Annotated in this window: 8 protein-coding genes; 4 read left to right on the forward strand and 4 right to left on the reverse strand. The window is 41.7% G+C overall.

What is annotated here, in order from left to right:
* Positions 1-325 precede the first annotated feature (325 nt).
* The 4 genes from UABAM_RS32275 to UABAM_RS32290 all read left to right on the forward strand — a co-directional run bounded on the left by UABAM_RS32275 (position 326) and on the right by UABAM_RS32290 (position 10440).
* On the forward strand, positions 326-2731 hold the full coding sequence (locus UABAM_RS32275; RefSeq protein ID WP_151972318.1) for a penicillin acylase family protein: 2406 nt from the start codon (positions 326-328) through the stop codon (positions 2729-2731).
* Entirely contained in the window at positions 2731-3075 is a 345-nt protein-coding gene (locus tag UABAM_RS32280; RefSeq protein ID WP_151972320.1) for a hypothetical protein, read from the forward strand. Before UABAM_RS32275 ends, UABAM_RS32280 begins: the two co-directional genes overlap by 1 nt.
* A 280-nt stretch (positions 3076-3355) precedes the next feature.
* Positions 3356-4363 carry an ARPP-1 family domain-containing protein gene (locus UABAM_RS32285; protein WP_151972322.1) on the forward strand — a complete coding sequence of 336 codons (1008 nt, stop codon included), beginning with the start codon at positions 3356-3358 and terminating at the stop codon, positions 4361-4363.
* An 86-nt stretch (positions 4364-4449) separates the two neighbouring features.
* Positions 4450-10440 (forward strand): alpha-2-macroglobulin family protein, encoded by a 5991-nt coding sequence (locus UABAM_RS32290; RefSeq protein ID WP_151972324.1) that lies wholly within the window; start codon positions 4450-4452, stop codon positions 10438-10440.
* 53 nt (positions 10441-10493) lie between these two features.
* Here UABAM_RS32290 and UABAM_RS32295 read toward each other — a convergent pair whose 3' ends face one another.
* The 4 genes from UABAM_RS32295 to UABAM_RS32310 form a co-directional block, all read right to left on the reverse strand.
* Positions 10494-11387: a zinc-ribbon domain-containing protein gene (locus UABAM_RS32295; RefSeq protein WP_151972326.1), complete on the reverse strand. Its 894-nt coding sequence runs from the start codon at positions 11385-11387 to the stop codon at positions 10494-10496.
* A 90-nt stretch (positions 11388-11477) separates the two neighbouring features.
* The gene (locus UABAM_RS32300) at positions 11478-13067 is read right to left on the reverse strand and encodes a long-chain-fatty-acid--CoA ligase (protein ID WP_151972328.1); all 1590 of its coding nucleotides are present in this window, start codon (positions 13065-13067) and stop codon (positions 11478-11480) included.
* Positions 13068-13080: 13 nt separating this feature from the next.
* A complete protein-coding gene (locus UABAM_RS32305; protein ID WP_151972330.1) occupies positions 13081-14481 on the reverse strand; it encodes a M64 family metallopeptidase in 1401 nt (466 codons plus the stop codon).
* Positions 14482-14667: 186 nt separating this feature from the next.
* Positions 14668-18258: a leucine-rich repeat-containing protein kinase family protein gene (locus UABAM_RS32310; protein ID WP_151972332.1), complete on the reverse strand. Its 3591-nt coding sequence runs from the start codon at positions 18256-18258 to the stop codon at positions 14668-14670.
* Positions 18259-18347: the final 89 nt, after the last annotated feature.

The raw sequence follows: 18347 nt of genomic DNA on the forward strand, positions 1-18347 counted from the left end.
TGAACCTGAGCCCGAATTATCTACAGAGAATAAAATTTCAAAAATAGATTCTATCTATACTATAATAACCGAATTTGCATACAACTTCCAGCGAAGTTTTATATTTTCAATACACAACACTTATGTTATTTTGTAGTAAATTACGGCTTGCGCTAGTTGATGGATGAAAATCGATTCTGAGTAAGGATCCATATTCTTTTTCTAAATGGCGAAAGTTAAGAAAATATTTGTAACTACATTGCAGGGGATGTTTTTAGTGGATATGCTAAAAACTTTTGCTGTGATGACACTTGTATGATAAATACCTCTTTGGAAAGGTGAAGGTATGAAGTGGTTAAAATTTACATGTTCTTTGGTGGTATTGATTTTTGTTGTGATCACCGGTAATTCGCGTTTGCCAATAGGCAATAACAAAGCCCTGCCACCTTTGGGTAAGTTTTGCGATCCTTTTCATGGTTTTTGGGCCAACGGTGAGAGTAAAACACAAACGACATTGTCTCTTCCCGCTTTGAAAGACGAAGTTACTGTTGTTTGGGATGAACGTGAAATTCCGCACATTTTTGCGAAAAACGAACGCGATGTGTCGATCGCCCAAGGTTACTTGACGGCGAAATATCGCCTATGGCAAATGGATTTTCTTGCACGAGTTGCGAGTGGACGTTTGTGTGAGGTTGTAGGAAACAGAGCGAAAAAACTCGACGAGGAAAATCGTCGCATTGGTTTAACATTCGCTGCGGAGAGAACGGTCGCTGCACTAGAGGAAAAAGCACCGCAAGTAAAAAAATTACTCGACGCTTACTGTGAAGGGGTGAATGCATACATTAATTCACTTTCCTATGAAGACTACCCCGTGGAGTGTAAAGTCTTAGATTATAAACCGGAGTTATGGAGTCCTCTAAAGACATTTCTTGTACAAAAATATATGGCTAAATCATTGTCATATCGTAGCGAAGACCGCGAAATGAACAACATCATTGCGGCGTATGATCGCAAAACCATGGAAAATTTGTTTCCGCTGAAAAATTCAACGAGTCCTATTATCCCATCGGGAACCGAATGGGCATTTACTCCGCATGGCATTAAAGATGATAAAAATGCGCGTAATACCAATAAGATATACGATATTCCATTCCCCAATCGTCCAGATATGATCAAGGGAAGCAATAACTGGGCGGTGTCTGGAAAAAAAACACTTAGTGGGCGCCCGATGTTATCGAACGATCCGCACCTAAAACTTTTTATGCCCGCTATTTGGTTGGAAATGCAACTTTCTAGCCCTGAAGTAAATGTGTATGGCGTGACGATTCCTGGTTTGCCGGGTATCGTAATCGGCTTTAATGAAAATGTGGCTTGGGGGATGACTAATTCGGTATGGGATGTCATCGATTGGTACAAAATAAAGTACAAAAGCGACAAAAAAGACTTTTACCGGTTTGACGATAAATGGTTGCCAACGACAAAGCGCCGCGAAGTAATTAAGATACGTGGTGAAGAGGACTATGTATTTGACGTTGTCTATACCCATCACGGTCCAGTTTCTTTTGACGAACCGGTTCCTATCGCTTTGAGATGGACGGCTCACGATCCATCATTAGAGTTCAAAGCTTTTTACATCTTAAACCGCGCCAAGAATTACGATGATTACCGCAAAGCCTTAACTTATTACGATAGCCCCGCACAAAACATCGTATTTGCGGATGTCAATGGTGATATTGCCATTACTCCCAATGGAAAATTTCCGATAAAGCCCGATGGTTTTGGGCGTATGCTCGAAGACGGCACTACATCGAGTACAGAGTGGAAAGCTTATGTTCCTTACGAGCACAGACCACATATCAAAAATCCCGAGAGTGGCTTTGTGAGTTCGGCAAACCAACATCCGACCGACGATACATATCCATATTATTACAACGGACGTTTTGAATATTATCGCAATGTACGCATCAACGAACGTTTGGCAAAGATGCAAAACATTACGATAAAGGAATTCAACAGCTTACTAAACGATAATTACAACGTACATGCCTCTACAGTGCTTCCTACACTTTTAAAAATGGTAAAAGGTGACGATGCGGACAGTAAGTCGGCTATCGAGATTTTGCAAAAGTGGGATTATAACAACGATCCTGACAAAATAGCACCCTCTATTTTTTATGAATGGTGGAGATCATTGGTTCCCGCTATTTGGGATGAGTTCCGCGATGGCAAGAAATATACCAAACCAGGTTGGCATCGCACCGTAGAAATTATTGTACAAGATCCCCGTAGTAAGTGGTTTGACAATGTTACGACCGAAAAACAAGAGACCTTAGAAGAACTTGCGCAAAATACGTTTTCTGGTGCTGTTAAGAAATTGAGTAACGCACACGGGACACTTACCAGTGAAAACACAAAGTGGCGATGGGGAAACCATCGTGGTTGTGACGTAAATCATTTGATGCGTATAGGAGCCTTTAGTCGAAAAGATTTGTTTGTAGGAGGTGGCCGACATATTGTGAATGCTACGCGAAAAAATGCGGGACCTTCGTGGCGTATGGTGGTGGAGCTTTCTTCTCCCATAAAAGCTTGGGGAGTTTATCCCGGAGGACAGTCAGGTAACCCTGGAAGTAAGCATTACGACGACTTTATTGGCAAGTGGGAACAGGGAGAGCTTTACGAATTGCTATTTTTGGCTAGCCCACAAGATCGTCAAGAAAAATGTGTTCGTAAATTAGTCATAGGAGCAGAGTAATGGGAAATATGATAGGTCTTTTTGTGGTTTGTGGTGTGGCACAGATGTTTTTTCCGTGGTGGAGTATGGCTGTTGCGGCCTTCATTTTTGGCTTTGTGATGGTAGAAGGCAAGAATGATTTTGTGGTTTTTGCCAAAGGATTTTGTGGCGTGGCATTACTGTGGATATGCGTTGCGGCATTACAGTTTTTCACTACATCACAGATTATTGCAACGCGCATTAGCGACTTGTTTTCTCTTCCGCATCCCGCACTGTGTATTGCTGTCTGCGGTGTTGTTGGTGGCGTTGTCGCTGGGATAGCGACTTTCTCTGGCTGTCAACTGCGTCAAGCTATGTTTGATTAGGGACAGTTATCAATTAGTTTAAAGCCGTGACCGTGACCCTGACCCTGACCGTAGCCGTAATCGTTACCGTAATCGTTACCGTAATCGTTATCTAAATAAGTAAGCATAACGTAATAGGAATCTTTCGGTGACGACTACGGTCACGGTGACGACTACGGTCACGGTGACGACTACGGCTACGAAAAAGGTTGATATTTGACTAAGCCTTGAAACAATTTTCTAAAAAAATCGGAACTTTTGCGACCTTGAAACGTCCAAGTATGAACAAAAGGAGTTATCTATGGTAGATGCACTCAAACAATTGGATATTTGTGTTGATGAAGCCAAATCGTATCCTGGTTTGACAATCATCCCCGTGTATTCCGAAAAGCAAAATGACTTTCATGTCCCCAAACTTTTTGGTGAGGCACTTAAAGATGGTACGATGAAAATACAAGAACAAAAAAACAGCAACGTACCGCGGTTGACTGTCGATTACAAAGGTGAAGGTTATGCTCTTGGTATTAAAGGGCATCTATTGATCGGTGGTGGCCAAGATCGTCAGTTATATCATAGTTGTCTTATTTCTCAAGGGTGTTACGAAATTCCTGTTCAATGTGTACAGCATGGACGTTGGAATCCCGGCAAAAATAAAAACTTTACTGTATGCAGTGACATCACATCTTCGGGATTGCGTTTTAATACGCAAAACCAAGGACAGACTTGGGAAAAAATACGCACGTACGAATCTGTAACCCATACAAATTCAGGCTCGGAATCTTTTACGTGTACAAGAACGATAACTATGGGTAGCATGGAAGAGCAAAGTTCTTTGATGAATGAACAAAATATAAAGATGAGCAAACAAATGATCGCGGTGCGTAATCGTGCGCAAAAAATGCTCGATGATTTAAAAAATCCACAACCACAACAAATAGGTTTCTTTGCCATTCAAGTGAATCCATTTATCTGGGTGAAAGAAAAAAGAATAGAGACTAACTATCTGCTAGAGATGGCGGGAAATGCAATGTTGTGGAAAAACATTCATCAAAAAGCTGTGGAAAGTATTATCTACGATAGCGCTATATGTGATGTCGATTCTATTGTGGAGTTGAACGATGAACGCAAGGCGGAAATAGCCGAGTTTATCGCGATGGTTGCTGTAGAAGATTGGGAAGAAAGTGACTTTATCGGTCAAGAGAGTCGCTTTTCTCTAATGAGCAAGCAATACTTTGGTGAAGCTATTTTTCTCGACGATCCTGAAGAGATGCCTATACATTTGTTGTGTAGCTCCTTGAAGGAAAGTTAGGAATCGGAATAGTCGCTAACTGCTAACTTAGGAAGCGATATTCTATTTTCCACTTATTCACGGACTGTTCTACAGAAAGGCTTACAATGAAGTTATATCTAAGTTTGTTGTTTGTTTGTTTCTCATGCATTTTTGCACAAACTTCGGATCCTTGGGCTGAAGTAAGCAAATTGGAGAAAAAACAAAAATATAAAGCTGCTTTGAAGAAAGTCGATGTTATTCTCGACAACGCACAGCAGCAGAAAAATTTAACAGAGTGGCGTAAATCACTCATTCGCAAAGTTACATTGCAGACGGCTTTGCATGGCTACGAAACATCGGTGCGTACACTATACGAGGAAGCATGGCCTCATGACGGAGAAAGCAACAGTATACTAAATATGTTTTGTGCGCATACGTTAGAAGTGTACTACTACGCATATCGTTGGGAAATTAACAATCGTGAAAAAGTAGCTTCTGCGAAGGATGTCGATTTAAAAAAGTGGAGTAAAAACGAAATTTTTAAACGTATCCACAAGCACTATTACAAAGCCTACCAGGTGCGTTATACCTTAGGGAAATTATCTGTAAAAGACTTTAAGCAATTTATCCGCATAGGTGGGTATCCCGAACGTGTACGTGGCACCATGCGTGATTTTTTGTGTTATAGCTGGGCAGGGTTTATCGCTAGCACACAAACTTGGACACCGCAACAATCGCGAGAAAAATATCGTATTGATTTTGAGCATTTGTTAAAGGCCTCTGATCTTCGCGAGCGTACACTGGATGATATTTTGCTAAGCGATGTTCACCCCATTCTCAAATTAGTGCACGTTTTGGATGATGTGTATTTTTGGAGTATAGACAACGGTAGAGTCGAATCCGCTCTAGAATCGCAGTTAGAAAAAATACGTTTGCTGAAAAGTTTCTTTGGGGAAAAGCACCACAAAGAAAAAATGGCAAAGGAATTGTCTTTTTTTCTCGAAAAGTATAGTTCGTATCCGTGGTGGGCCGCGGGAATGTATGAGCTGGCAAAACTGCAACAAGAGCAACAATTAGGTGTTGCTGCACACACAACGGCAGTAAAAGCGGTGGAAAAATATCCCGAGTCTTTAGGTGGGAAAAAATGTCTCACGCTACAAAAGACATTGGAAGCGCCCGCTTTTAATATCATTTCGATGGGGGTAGATCATCACGGAGAAAAATCGCTACGCATACAACACAAGAATATGCAAAAGTTGTTCTTTCGCGCGTACATGATTAATTTTGACGCATTTCTAAAACGTCCACATCGCTACCCTGGCAGTGTATACACCAACGACTTACGTCAAACACTAGATAAGCAAAGACCTACCCACTCTTGGAGCGTAGATCTCGAAGACTTAAAAGATTTTGAGTATCACAACACATACACCACCGCACCAATGAAACGCAATGGCTTTTTCGCGGTATTTGCGTCGGCAGACGAGAATTTCTCCACGAGCAAAAATGCGATTTCCTCTACCTACATGTTGATTAGCAACATGGTCGTTTTAGAAAACCGTAAAAAAGGTGGTTGGGAAGCATGGATTGTTGATGGTAAAAAAGGGACAGGTGTTGCCGGAGCTACGGTGAAGTTATACCAATACAATTACAATGTTGGTGCGCGTTTGATCGATACGCGAAAGACATCGCTAAGTGGCACGGCGTTTTTTCGAATGAGTGGACGGGGCTCTAACTATTTTATGGTTGCGGAAAAAGACAATGATGTGTCTTTTGACCCCAATACATTGTACTTTTATCCGAGTAATGTGAGTCACAACCGCAAAGGAAGTTTTGTATACACCGATCGCAGTATATATAGGCCTTTACAAGAAATCATGTGTAAGGTAGTCACCTTCGATGGTAATTCACTGTCCGGAAAATATCAGGCGATGGTCGATAAGAAGGTAAAGCTTTCGCTTCTTGACCCCAACTGGAAAGAAGTAGAAACAAAGACTGTGGTGACGAATTCTTATGGAACGGCTTCGGAATCGTTCACTGTGCCACAAGGTAGACTCTTGGGACTCTATCGTTTGCGTGCTGTTGTCGATGGTAAAACCAGTTATGCAAATGTACGCGTTGAGGAATACAAACGCCCTACTTTTGAAGTTGAACTGCAAAAACCAAAAGAAGAGCTACGTTTGAATAATGAAGCGCAAATTACCGGAAATGCGCGTTACTATTTTGGTCTTCCTTTGACAACAGGAAAAGTCTTTTATCGCGTGACACGTGTACCGGTTTATCCATACTGGTACTGGTGGTACTATCGCGACCTTTCGGTGCAAAGTAGCGACGAAGTGGCTTCTGGGTATACACAGCTGGATACCCAAGGGGAATTTAAAATTAACTTTACTCCGGAAGCCAATGATAACTTGCCGAACAAAGAACAAATTAGCTATCGTTTTGAAGTTTATGCGGAAATTACCGACGAAGGTGGAGAAACGCGTAACTCTTCTTCGACATACAACATTGGTTTTGTGGCGGTGAAGGCCGAAATCTCTCTTAACGATAAGTTTGTTTCTGCCAAAGAAACGGCAAAGATAAACATTCATTTGCAAGATCTAAACGGCGTTGCACGCGCTGGAGAGGCTCAGTATTCTTTGTTTCGTGTAAAGCAACCACAACAGGCGATGTTGCCTAAAGATTTACCATTCGAAAAAATACCTGGTAAAAAATACACACCGGGAGATTTAATGCGCCCGCGTTGGGAACATAACCGCTCTCTACAAGAATATCTGTTTTCTTTTGCGGATGGTGAACAGGTGAAATCAGGTAGCGTTACCCATGGAAAGAATGGTAAGGCGAACCTTGAGTTTTCTGATCTAACGCCAGGTGTATATCGCATTCGTTACAATACCAAAGACAAATTTGGTAGTGCCTATGCCACACAAAAAGAGTTTATTGTTGCCGATAACAATGCACGTGTTGCGGTACCGGTTTTTTTGATTCCAAAACAAAATAAAGTAAGTGTGGGAGGAGAAGCTGTATTCTTTTTGGGTTCAGGTATTTCCGACCAACCTCTTAGCGTGGAGGTTCATCAGAATGGACATATGCTAAAACGCATGTGGATTGACGATGCTAGCCAAACGCGCATGTTTAAAGTAAAAGTCTCTGAAAAACATCGTGGTGGTTTTAGCGTACGTATTCATGGAGTTCACGACTATCAATACTACAGTTTAACAGAGAACATACTTGTACCGTGGGACAACAAGGAATTGCAATTGAATTTTGCTACCTTTCGCGATGTGTTGCGTCCTGGACAAAAAGAAACATGGACTGTACAAGTTAAGGGGCCAAATGCCGAAGATGTTGCCGCAGAGGTATTGGCTTATATGTATGACCGTAGTTTAGATTTTTTCGCTCCACATACTTTTACTTCTCCGGCGACGTTATATCCCGCGAAATACGGTGTGGAATACACACGTCATGGTCTTTTTACGCGTTCTTTTTATAGCATCGTGAACAAGGGGTGGTACACCATTCCCGCAGCGCCATCATATTATCGCGACCAGTTCATGGCGTTTCGTTCTTATGGTGTAGGCGGACCCGGACGAAGACAGTTTTATCGCGTTACTACTCGTCCAGAAGAAACCGGTCCAGCGATTCATTTGCGTTCGGAAGAATCTCTTGGTGAAGAGGGATTTGCCGATGATAGTAGTGTGGAGAGTGGAGATCTGGGCGGGGCAGTACCCGAAGGAAACACGGTTTTGAAACAACAGGCCGTACCACGTGCCCCTAAAGTACCTGCACAAAAGAAAAAAGGCGAGGAACCACGTGTACGCAGTAATTTTTCGGAAACGGCGTTCTTTTTGCCACACATTGTTACCAAAAAAGGTGTGGCAACGATTGAATTTGAAATACCTGACAGTGTTACGGAGTGGAAGGTATATGTTCATGCGATTACCTCTGATCTTAAGTATATGAGTATGAACCGCACAACGGCAACGCGCAAAGATTTGATGGTGCGTCCATATGTTCCACGCTTTTTTCGCGAAGGCGATAAGGCAACCTTGAAAGCGGTGATCAACAACGCTACAGCGAAACAAATGAATGGTAAAGTGACCTTGCGTATTCTAGATCGCAACACCCAAAAAGATCGTTCTAATGATTTCTCTCTTCAGAATCACGAACAAAAGTGGACATGTGCAGGAAATGGTAGCACGAATGTTTCCTGGAGTTTAACGGCTCCAAGTAAGTTAGGTGAGTATGCGTTCAAGGTTGTTGCGGTGAGTGATAATGTATCTGATGGTGAATTGCGCCCCGTGCCTGTTCTGCCAAGTAGAATACATCTAAGCCAATCGCGTTTTGTGACACTGAAAAACAATGACATGCGCATTATGGAAATTAAAGATCTTCGCGATGCAGAGAAAGATGCGTCGTTGATTCACGACTCACTTGTGGTGAATCTCAATGGACAGCTTATATATACTGTGTTGCAAGCTCTGCCATTTTTGACCGAGTATCCATACGAGTGTGTGGAGCAAACCATGAACCGTTTTGTATGCACAGGCATGGTGACATCTATGTACGATCAGTATCCCGCCATGAAGAAAATGGCGGAAGAATTCGCCGCGAAGCGCGATACAAAATATGCAAAGTGGAATGCACCCGATGCCAATCGCAAGATGGCTTTAGCCGAAACTCCATGGTTGGTTTCTGCCGAAGGTGGTAGTAAGGATAATTTGATCAACGTTTTAGATCCGAAAATTGCCAATTACTATCGCCAGTCGTCACTGGATAAGTTGCGCAAGGCACAACTCAATAACGGTGGGTTTCCATGGTGGACGGGTGGCCCTTCGAGCGCCTACATGACACTATACTTACTGAGTAGTTTTGCACGCGCTCTGGAATTCAAGGTGGATATCCCACAAGACATGATAAAAAAAGCATGGACTTTTATGGGGCAACATTTCCGTGATTATTATGAAAAACGCATGGTAATCGAGAATTATGGGTATGAATTTATCACATTCTTGAACTATGTTCTTTCATGTTACGACGCGAAGAGCTATCAACACGCATTTAGCGAGAAGCAACGTTGGGCAATGCTGGAATATTCAGTTAAGCACTGGAAAGATCATAGTCCATACATCAAAGCGATGTTGTCACTGACACTAAAACGTATGAAGCGCAGTGCCGACGCCATAATGGTCATGGACAGTATTATGGATAGTGCTATCACCAAACAAGACCAAGGGACGTTTTGGGCACCAGAAGATCGTGGTTGGTTGTGGTACAACGATACCATCGAGTCTCACGCTTTTATACTACGTGCTCTCATGGAAGTACAACCATACAACGATAAACATCTCGATGGATTGGTGTTGTGGTTGTTGCTAAATAAAAAGATGAATCAGTGGAAATCAACACGCGCCACTGCGGAAGTGATTTATTCGCTCGTCACTTTTATGAAGCAACAAGGATCTTTGGCGGTTCAGGAAAAAGCCATAGTGCATTTAGGTGGTAATAAAAATGAAGTTGTTTTCCGTCCGGATACTTACGAAGGAGGACAGAAACAAATCGTAGTGGAAGGAAAAGATATTCAGCCGGAAACGATGGCGAAGGTTACCATAGAAAAAGAAGGCAAAGGTTACATGTTCGCTTCGATGAACTGGCATTATTCCACGGAAAAGCTACCAGATGAAGCACGTGGTGATTTTCTACAAGTGACGCGTAAATATTTTGTGCGCAAACACCAAGGAAAAGAGTACGTTCTTACTCCTCTTGAGGAAGTCGAGAAGGTAAGCATTGGTGAGCAATTGGAAGTGCATCTCAGTATTCGCTGCAAACACCCCATGGAGTATGTGCACTTACGCGATCCACGTGGTGCGGGTTTTGAACCAGAAAATAGTGTAAGCCGTCATCGTTGGGAGTATGGTATTGTATGGTATGAAGAAATTCGCGATTCAGGAGCCAATTTCTTTTTCGAACGTCTGCCGCAAGGCGAATACAATTTTACGTACCGTGTTCGTGCAAATATGAATGGTGATTTTCGTGTGGGACCTGCAACGCTGCAAAGTATGTATGCACCTGAATTTTCCGCTTTTTCTAGTGGGAAATTGATTTCGGTTAAATAAATAAAAAAGTCTCGTGGTATCGACCACGAGACTTTTTTTCTAGTTGTCTTCTGCTAATAACAATAGTTACACGGCACCTTGCCGTTACTACAACTGTGGCATCTTTGAAAGCGACTACCACGACACACATTGCATTGTGTTTTTCCCGAGCCGCGGCATTTATCACAAAAGCCAGAGGCTTGACCTACTGTCATGCGTCCGCTACCATTGCATTTCGTACAGCGCATTCTACCTTGTCCGCGACATGTGGAGCAAGGAATACCCCCTTGTCCTCCATATCTTTTACATACCGGGCATGTCATCTTTTTCGTACCACGACAAACCTTACATTTTTCTTTTTTGGTGTTATCCGGAGCAACAACTGGGTTTTGAATCACCGGTGGATTATTGGTGGTGCTGTCGTTGTGATCTGTCGCGTGCACTTCCGTGTCTTCTGTTTTCGCAAAATAGTCCCATACATCGACAAACCACAAGCCATTTACTCCGACGATACTGGTGATGAGGAGTAAAAATTTGTTTTCCGTCAGCCAACTTAAAAACCCCATGGGGTGTCCGCAACTTGGACATACTCTCGCCGAAGGAGATACTTTGTGACTGCACTTGGAACAGGTACGCAGCTTTGGTTTTTTCGTTTCCTTTTTTTTGTTTGCTGTATTGCGATTGGTAGATGAGCTTGGCGTTTTTTTATTGGCCGTATTGCGATTGGTAGATGAGCTTACTGTTTTTTTATTGGTAGCGTTGCGATTAGTGGATGAGCTTACCGTTTTTTTATTGGCAGTATTGCGATTAGTGGATGAGCTTACCGTTTTTTTATTTGCGGCCTTAGTAACGTTTTTCTTTTTTACGACATTGCGGTTTGTGGAGCTTACAGCTTTTTTTACAGGTTTTTTCGCTACTGATTTTTTCACAGGTTTTTTCGTATTTTTGCTATTCGTTGGTTTTTTCATTTTAAAATCCTGATAGTTTTTTTGTCAATAGAATAAAAACGCTTTAGGCTTGGTTATGTAGCCGTAATTACTACGGCTACATATTTGGTTTTACTCTTGAGAGTTATCCTCTTGCTTTTTAGCTTCGCGGTCGCGCAACTCGCGTTTGAGTATTTTGCCGGTCGCGTTCATGGGAAGTTCTGTGCATATCTCGATGAGTCGTGGGTATTTGTATGCTGCCATTTTTTCTTTACCCCACGCAATTAATTCGTCCACCGTAATATGGGCGTTTTCGTTCAATACAACAAACGCTTTGACTTCTTCGCCATGTTGCTCATGTGGAACGCCAATGACGGCCACAAGGGATACTGCTTCGTGTTGTTGTAAAACCTCTTCAATTTCTCGTGGATAGACGTTGAATCCGCCGCGAACGATCATATCTTTTACACGATCTACGATGTAAAAGTAACCGTCTTCATCCATTTTTCCCATATCTCCTGAGTGAAACCAGCCACTGCGCATTGCGTGCTCTGTCTCATGTACTCTACGATAGTAGCCTTTCATGATATTGTGACCGCGGATCACTATTTCACCTACTTCGCCGACGGGAACTTCTTCGCAATCTTCATTAAATACTTTCATCTCCACTCCCCAAACCGGCTCACCAATGGAACCTACCTTGAGAGGACGTCCACGATGGTGAAAGCTTGCCACAGGACTAGTTTCGGAGAGTCCATAACCTTCTAGTATTTCCACATCAAAGACTTGTTTAAATTGTTGATGGATTTCCACAGGAAGAGCCGCACCACCAGAAGCACAAACTTTGATATTATTTTTTACGGCGGTCAGTTGCTCCTCGGGTATTTTACTCGCAGTGTTGAGAAGTGCCCAGTACATTGTGGGGACACCCGCAAAAATGTTGACTTTGTGCTTATACATTAGTTGCAAGGTAACTTGTGGATCAAAGCGTGGCAACATCACAAGTTCTGCGCCACGGTAGAAAGTCGCGTTCATTCCCACAACTTGTCCAAATGAATGAAATAGCGGCAAAACCATCATGAATACATCTTCATGTCCTGCACCATCGGCAACGAGATCGCGGCTGATTTGCGCATTCATGAAAATATTAAAATGTGTCAGCTCCGCACCTTTTGGCTTACCCGTTGTTCCTGATGTATAGAGAATGACCGCTGTGTCATTGGCGTCGGTAGGGGTAATTTCTTGTTTCGGCTGTGAAGTTGCTAGAATTTGTCCTAGAGTAGTTGCTCCCTCTATTGGAGAGGGGGCCGCAGGGTCGGCCGTCATGATGACAAATGTCTTACACAGTGTTTTTTGCGTACCTTCCCATGCCATTTGTCCCATGGGAAGCTCAGGGGTTCCTTCAAAAGCAAAATAGGCTTTTGCCTCGCAGTCGTTGAGTAGGTATTCAATTTCTGCAGGTTTTAGAAGGACATTGTGTGGAACAACAACAGCCCCTAGTTGGAGTATTCCATAGTAAACAATGGGAAAATACGGAACGTTGGGACAGGAAAGGGCCACTGTATCACCTTTTTTAATGCCCTGAGCTTCTAAGAACGACGCAACTTTGCCAGCAAGTGCGGTGAGCTCTTGGTAAGTAAAGGATTTTTCACCTAAGCGCATCGCCGTTTTTTGCGGGGAGCGCATATTGGAATTGTGGATAAAATGAGCAATGTTTAACACAAGTATTTCCTTTCTACTTACAACATTGTTGTGTGTTATTAAAGCTAAAGGGTTTTGTTTCCAAACCTAAGTCAAAGCGTATTCTTTGGGTGATGGAAAAACGACAAATATCGCAAAAATTACTGCCACTGTTCATAATGCAGCCAAAACCAGGTTTGTAACTTTTACCAAAAGGAGGTGTTTGTGCGTATCCTCCACGATATGCCCCATAGGGACCGCTTCCAGTCCAATAGCTTTTGGGAGTGGGGATGGGAACTCCCTTTGTGGTAAACTGTTTCCACTTGACGTTTTGTTTATTATTTAGAAAAGTAATGTTTGGCGACCATGGTTCGCGAATACCTGGAGCGAATGCCAATTCTGTTTTGCCACCACTATCGTACTCTTCATTGAGACCAAAATAATGTCCAAATTCGTGCATGAGTAAATAAGTAAAACTACTACTACGTGCAGGAATCGCTGTATGTTCTTTAAAGTTACCGACACCCCAGTAACTACTACTATCTACCAAAACGATGGGGTAGTCATAAGGAACAAGGCCGATGTTTTGACGAAAGCGCTTTTCTCGTGTGGGATATATTACGTGGTACCAACGACCAAAATCATCCCAGTACGGATAATACAAACCTAAAAAAGAATCTCTTTCTGGTATCGGAAATCCCAGTTTTTTTGCGGAACCCAGTTTTTGTTGTGACACGGCAAAAACGCCACGAAATTCAAGATGCTCAAACATTGGGAAGTTTTTGCTGCGTAAACGGTCCACTACTTTAGGCGCGTCTTGCCAGAAAGAGTTTTTACCAGAAGTATCATAACCCTCTGCATAAACGTTCACGATAAGTTTTGGTAACTTTGTCGCTTGTTGTAGTACCCGCACTTCGATATCGTTAAACGTCATAGAGTTTTTTACCACAGGTATGGTTTGTGGATCTATTTTTTGTGTGAGAACGTGCTCCATGATACCGGTTTGTGGATTTTCAGCAATCATTTGAAATTCAACGACATCCTGAGGGATGGGGAAACGAAACGTCAAAGAGCGCGATAGTTTCCGGTATTGCTGCCCTGTGCCTAGTGAATTGTAGTATAAAATTGCGTTGTTATTGGTGTCGACGAGTTGACCACGGTAACTACCAAATGTATCCAAATTTTTCGTGCGTTTGCTTAGCGCTGCTGTGCCGGAATTTTCAATAACGGCATATGCAAAGCGAAATGTGTCTGTGGTGGAAAGCCATTCAACTTCGACACGAATCACTTGTTGTGCCTCGGAAAACACTTGTTGTTCTGTCATCAGTGGTGCAAGGGCAAAGGTTGTATTGTCTTGTAGATCTTTGGGGTTTTTGTAAACCTTACCTTCTTTAGGATATGGATCGCAAATGATGGTAATCATTGCGATGAAAAGTATAATTGTGTGTTTCAACATACTGACCTCCAGAAATAAGTCTAGAAACTTTAAATGATATTTCTCTAGTATGCCATGCCACCGACTGCACTCATCGACTCGAACCAAAGTTGCGTTTTTTCATTACGTAAGCTCCGGCGAAGCTGATTTTAGGGGTAGCAAATACTAGCAAATTTCTATACTTTAGAAACAGTAAATTGTAATATTTTACGCAGAATTAAGCAACTTTGTTTTTAGTTCATTGTAACATTGATGTAAATCTTGGCGAAGCTGTTGCCACTTGGTATATGTAGGGTCTAGGTAGGAAATGGCTTTGTTGATTATTTTGCGTAAAGGTTGTGGTGTCTCGTTGCTATGTAGAAGAATACGACGATGATAGAACGAACTATCCATGTGTAACAACTCTTTTTTCGTGTATGGGTAACTACCACTAACCATGTTGTACATGGTAACTCCCAGAGAGTATATTTGTGCCGTGGTATTGTACTGTGGAGTGAGTATTTCATCGGGTAAACGATAGTTTATTTCTTTTGAGTTGTTTAAATTACAAGCTTTTTCTATCGAGACAAGTTGTGTGCTGTCTTCTTTTTTTGTGGCGAGTTGTTGCATCATTTCGGGAATATTTAGACGGAGGTTTTGTTTTTCGTCGATACCAAGCATATTCTCATGGAGAATGGGAAATAAGTCGTAAGCGTTTAATTCTTGTAAAATGTCTATGATTTCCAGGGCAAAGTACACCACGGTTAATGGCTGTTGTTTTTCGGTGATGCGATGTAAATGACGATGAGGAATTGCAACGCCATTGTGGCCGTTGTCGTTAAAAAATTGTATCTGCGGATAGGCGTGTATACACTTTTTTTGTATAGACGACAACTGGATTGTGTCATGGAAAGTAATAATAGAAGATACTTGGGCTGTTTTTGTATCAAGACCGGTATACATTTTGTAGTATTTTCCCGAGTTTACTTGTTTGTGTATACAAAAATGTTTTATAAATAGTTTCGGGTAATGCTTTTGTATGTCAGCGATCACTTGCTGCTCATTTTGATGGCGGTCCTGCGGTTTTTTGGCGATCATTTTATAGATGATGTCGCATATGGGTTGTGCTTTTAAACTATGGTTGTAGATCGTCATATCTCCAGGTTGTTTGTCAATAATTAGCAAAATTAGCTGCAAGAGCTGTGTATGGTGAAACGGAAGTCTTTTCGTAAGTAAAAAGAAAAAGATAATTCCCTGACTATATATTAGATTTGGCTGTGTGTTGGGGGTGCTTTTGTCCATTAAAACTTGTGGAGAGCAGAAATGGTATTTATTGTCCTGCACTTTCCCTTGGTGCGATATATTTTTTTGTACAGACTCTCTGGCTTTTTGTGTTTCTAGACCCACCAAATTAAGCGTGTAGTGGTAGGCGTTAATGTTGTTTAAAGTTATGTAGTTGTTGTCAATAGTCGCGCGCTTTACTAAAGATAGAACTTGTACAATCCAATAGATTGTTTCACCTAAAGACAGTTGGTTGTTTTGTATGTAGTGTTGTAGAGGGACTCCTTTGTAAAAATTTGTGACTACATATATTTGTTGTTGGTGTTGTCCTAGAGTATACACTGTCGTTGCTTCTTGGCCGCGTTGCTTTTTTATTTCTTGTTGCAACGAGGTGATAAAATCTTTGTGAAACGAGAGCGAGGCTTCAAAAATTTCTATACGACAAAAATTGCGATTGTCGTAAGCCACAAAAACTTTGGACAATGAGTCGTTGTTTGGACAGGGAAGGAGCAGTGAGTAGTGTGCGAAAGTTTCTTTGATGGCAAAGCGTCTTTTTTCGCGAACAAAATGTAGTTTATTTTCACTAATGATAGCTGTGTTTTCAGGTATTGTGTTTTCTATTTTTGTCAAAGGCTTCAGGTGGCCGCTTTGCCATAGATAAGTTTGCTGTTGGTATTTTTCGATATCTGGGTAGGGAATACATTCTGTTGTTGTCAATTCAATTACGTGCTCTTTTGTCTTCACGATAAAAGGATTGAGAGGCTGTTTGTTATCGAAAACGTTTAGTTTGGACCAATCGTATTCAATTTCATGTTGATGTTGCGCTGGAATGTCAATATGTGGATTTTGTGAAACATCAATGTGTACTTTGTGTTGTAGATTGGCAAAAGATTTTGGAAATTCGTGCAAATCGTTGTTGCGAAGTTCTATTTTCTTTAATTGTTGCGCATTTTCTAGAGAGGGAATGTTTTGCAATTGATTGTGGTTTAAATACAATTTTTCCAGAGAAGGAATGTGAAAAATTTCTTGTGGTAATTGCTGTAGTTTATTGTGTGATAATTCGATTTGCCGGAGTTTTTGACTAGTTTCTACGTCGATGACTACATGTGCTAAATTGTTATGGGAAAAGTTTATCGTATGCAACTGGGGAAAACACAACGTCACTTGGCTAAGGTTGTTATGGCTAACGTCAAGGTTCATCAGGTTTTGCAAATTGTTTCCAGATATATCGCTTATTTCGTTTTGCGAAATGTTTAGATGGCACAGTTTAGGTAAATGCTGAAGTTCTTGAGGTATTTCGCTAAACTGATTATTGCCAAGGTTGAGTTCTTCGAGTTGGTGTAATTGAGCAAACGAATGGGGAAGAGATTGTAAATGATTGTTTTGGAGATATAGTTTTTGTAAAAGCTTCAATTGCCCTATGTTTTCAGGAAGTTCATTAATTTTGTTATTGGATAAGTCGAGAATTGTTAAACTGCGCAAGTGAATGATTTGTTCGGGCACTTTGTTGATAAAGTTATTGTGTAAACGTAGTTCTATGAGAGCCGTAAACGATATTTCCGCAGGGATGTCCTTTAGACGATTGCTACTGACATCCAAAGTTGTCAGTGAGGATAGCTTGCGTATTTCATCGGGGATTTTGCGTATGCGATTACTCGCCACATAACACTTTTCTAATCGAGAAAGTTTGTCTATGCCGGTCATAAATGTGATGCGCGTGTTGTTCATTTCCAAGTTACGTAGGTTCTCAAAAGCGAAAATTCCCGGAGGAATTTGCCCTATAGGGTTGTTGGAAGCTTTGAATTCCTCCACATCTTTTTCGACAACTCCCTCCAATAGTTCTTGATGTACGTATTTTAGATTTTGCCCACTGATATCGATGGTTTTTTTACTTTGTTTTTTTACGATAGGTTGCAGATTACCTTTGCTGGGTGGTGATAAATTCTCGATGACATGAGGAGGCAAAAGGTTATGATCATTACCCAGAGTTTCGCTTGACGCTGTTGCCGGAAAAGGGCGGTTTGCCATACTGATATTCAATGAGAGAATTTTTTTCCTTGCTCTCGTGGAGATACCGTGGAGAAAAGTATACGATGCTTCGCGCTTCACAATATAAATTTCCGTTCGTGCAAACATATAGTGGATTAACCATGCCGCGAGGATTCCGGGAAATATACGTTCGTAGTAGGCGACAAGTACGGCAAAACTAGTTGCGGCACACAAATTCCATAACATGGAAGTGCGTATCGCGCGTCGAGAGATGTAGTAGTGAATCGTTTGTGGATAGCGATTTCGCGTGCAAAGTTTGTAGAACACATAAAGGGATACATAGAAGAGAAGCGCATAGGGCACAAGGAATAGCGACACCGTAGATACCGAGATCAGGATAACATGCAAAGGGGAAAAGAAACGCTGGACGATGTTTGAATGGACACTTTCTCCTTGAACTTCTTCTCCTGTTATTATGCACACTGGTGGAAGAGTAAGATCCCCCTTGATTCCCAAGTAATTGTCTTTTGTAATATACTTTTGAGCCATTTGCAAATAATCTCCTCAGTAAAAATTGCGGTACGCTGTTTTGCGCACGTTTATGATATTCGAGCAGAAAGTTTTTGGCAAGAATTTTA

This window comes from Candidatus Uabimicrobium amorphum, from assembly GCF_009002475.1.
GTDB classification, from domain to species: domain Bacteria; phylum Planctomycetota; class Uabimicrobiia; order Uabimicrobiales; family Uabimicrobiaceae; genus Uabimicrobium; species Uabimicrobium amorphum.

Bases quoted from the DNA above. Each gene is read 5' to 3' on its own strand.
- UABAM_RS32275 (WP_151972318.1), top strand. From the start codon at position 326: ATGAAGTGGTTAAAATTTACATGTTCTTTGGTGGTATTGATTTTTGTT.
- UABAM_RS32280 (WP_151972320.1), top strand. From the start codon at position 2,731: ATGGGAAATATGATAGGTCTTTTTGTGGTTTGTGGTGTGGCACAGATG.
- UABAM_RS32285 (WP_151972322.1), top strand. From the start codon at position 3,356: ATGGTAGATGCACTCAAACAATTGGATATTTGTGTTGATGAAGCCAAA.
- UABAM_RS32290 (WP_151972324.1), top strand. From the start codon at position 4,450: ATGAAGTTATATCTAAGTTTGTTGTTTGTTTGTTTCTCATGCATTTTT.
- UABAM_RS32295 (WP_151972326.1), bottom strand. From the start codon at position 11,387: ATGAAAAAACCAACGAATAGCAAAAATACGAAAAAACCTGTGAAAAAA.
- UABAM_RS32305 (WP_151972330.1), bottom strand. From the start codon at position 14,481: ATGTTGAAACACACAATTATACTTTTCATCGCAATGATTACCATCATT.
- UABAM_RS32310 (WP_151972332.1), bottom strand. From the start codon at position 18,258: ATGGCTCAAAAGTATATTACAAAAGACAATTACTTGGGAATCAAGGGG.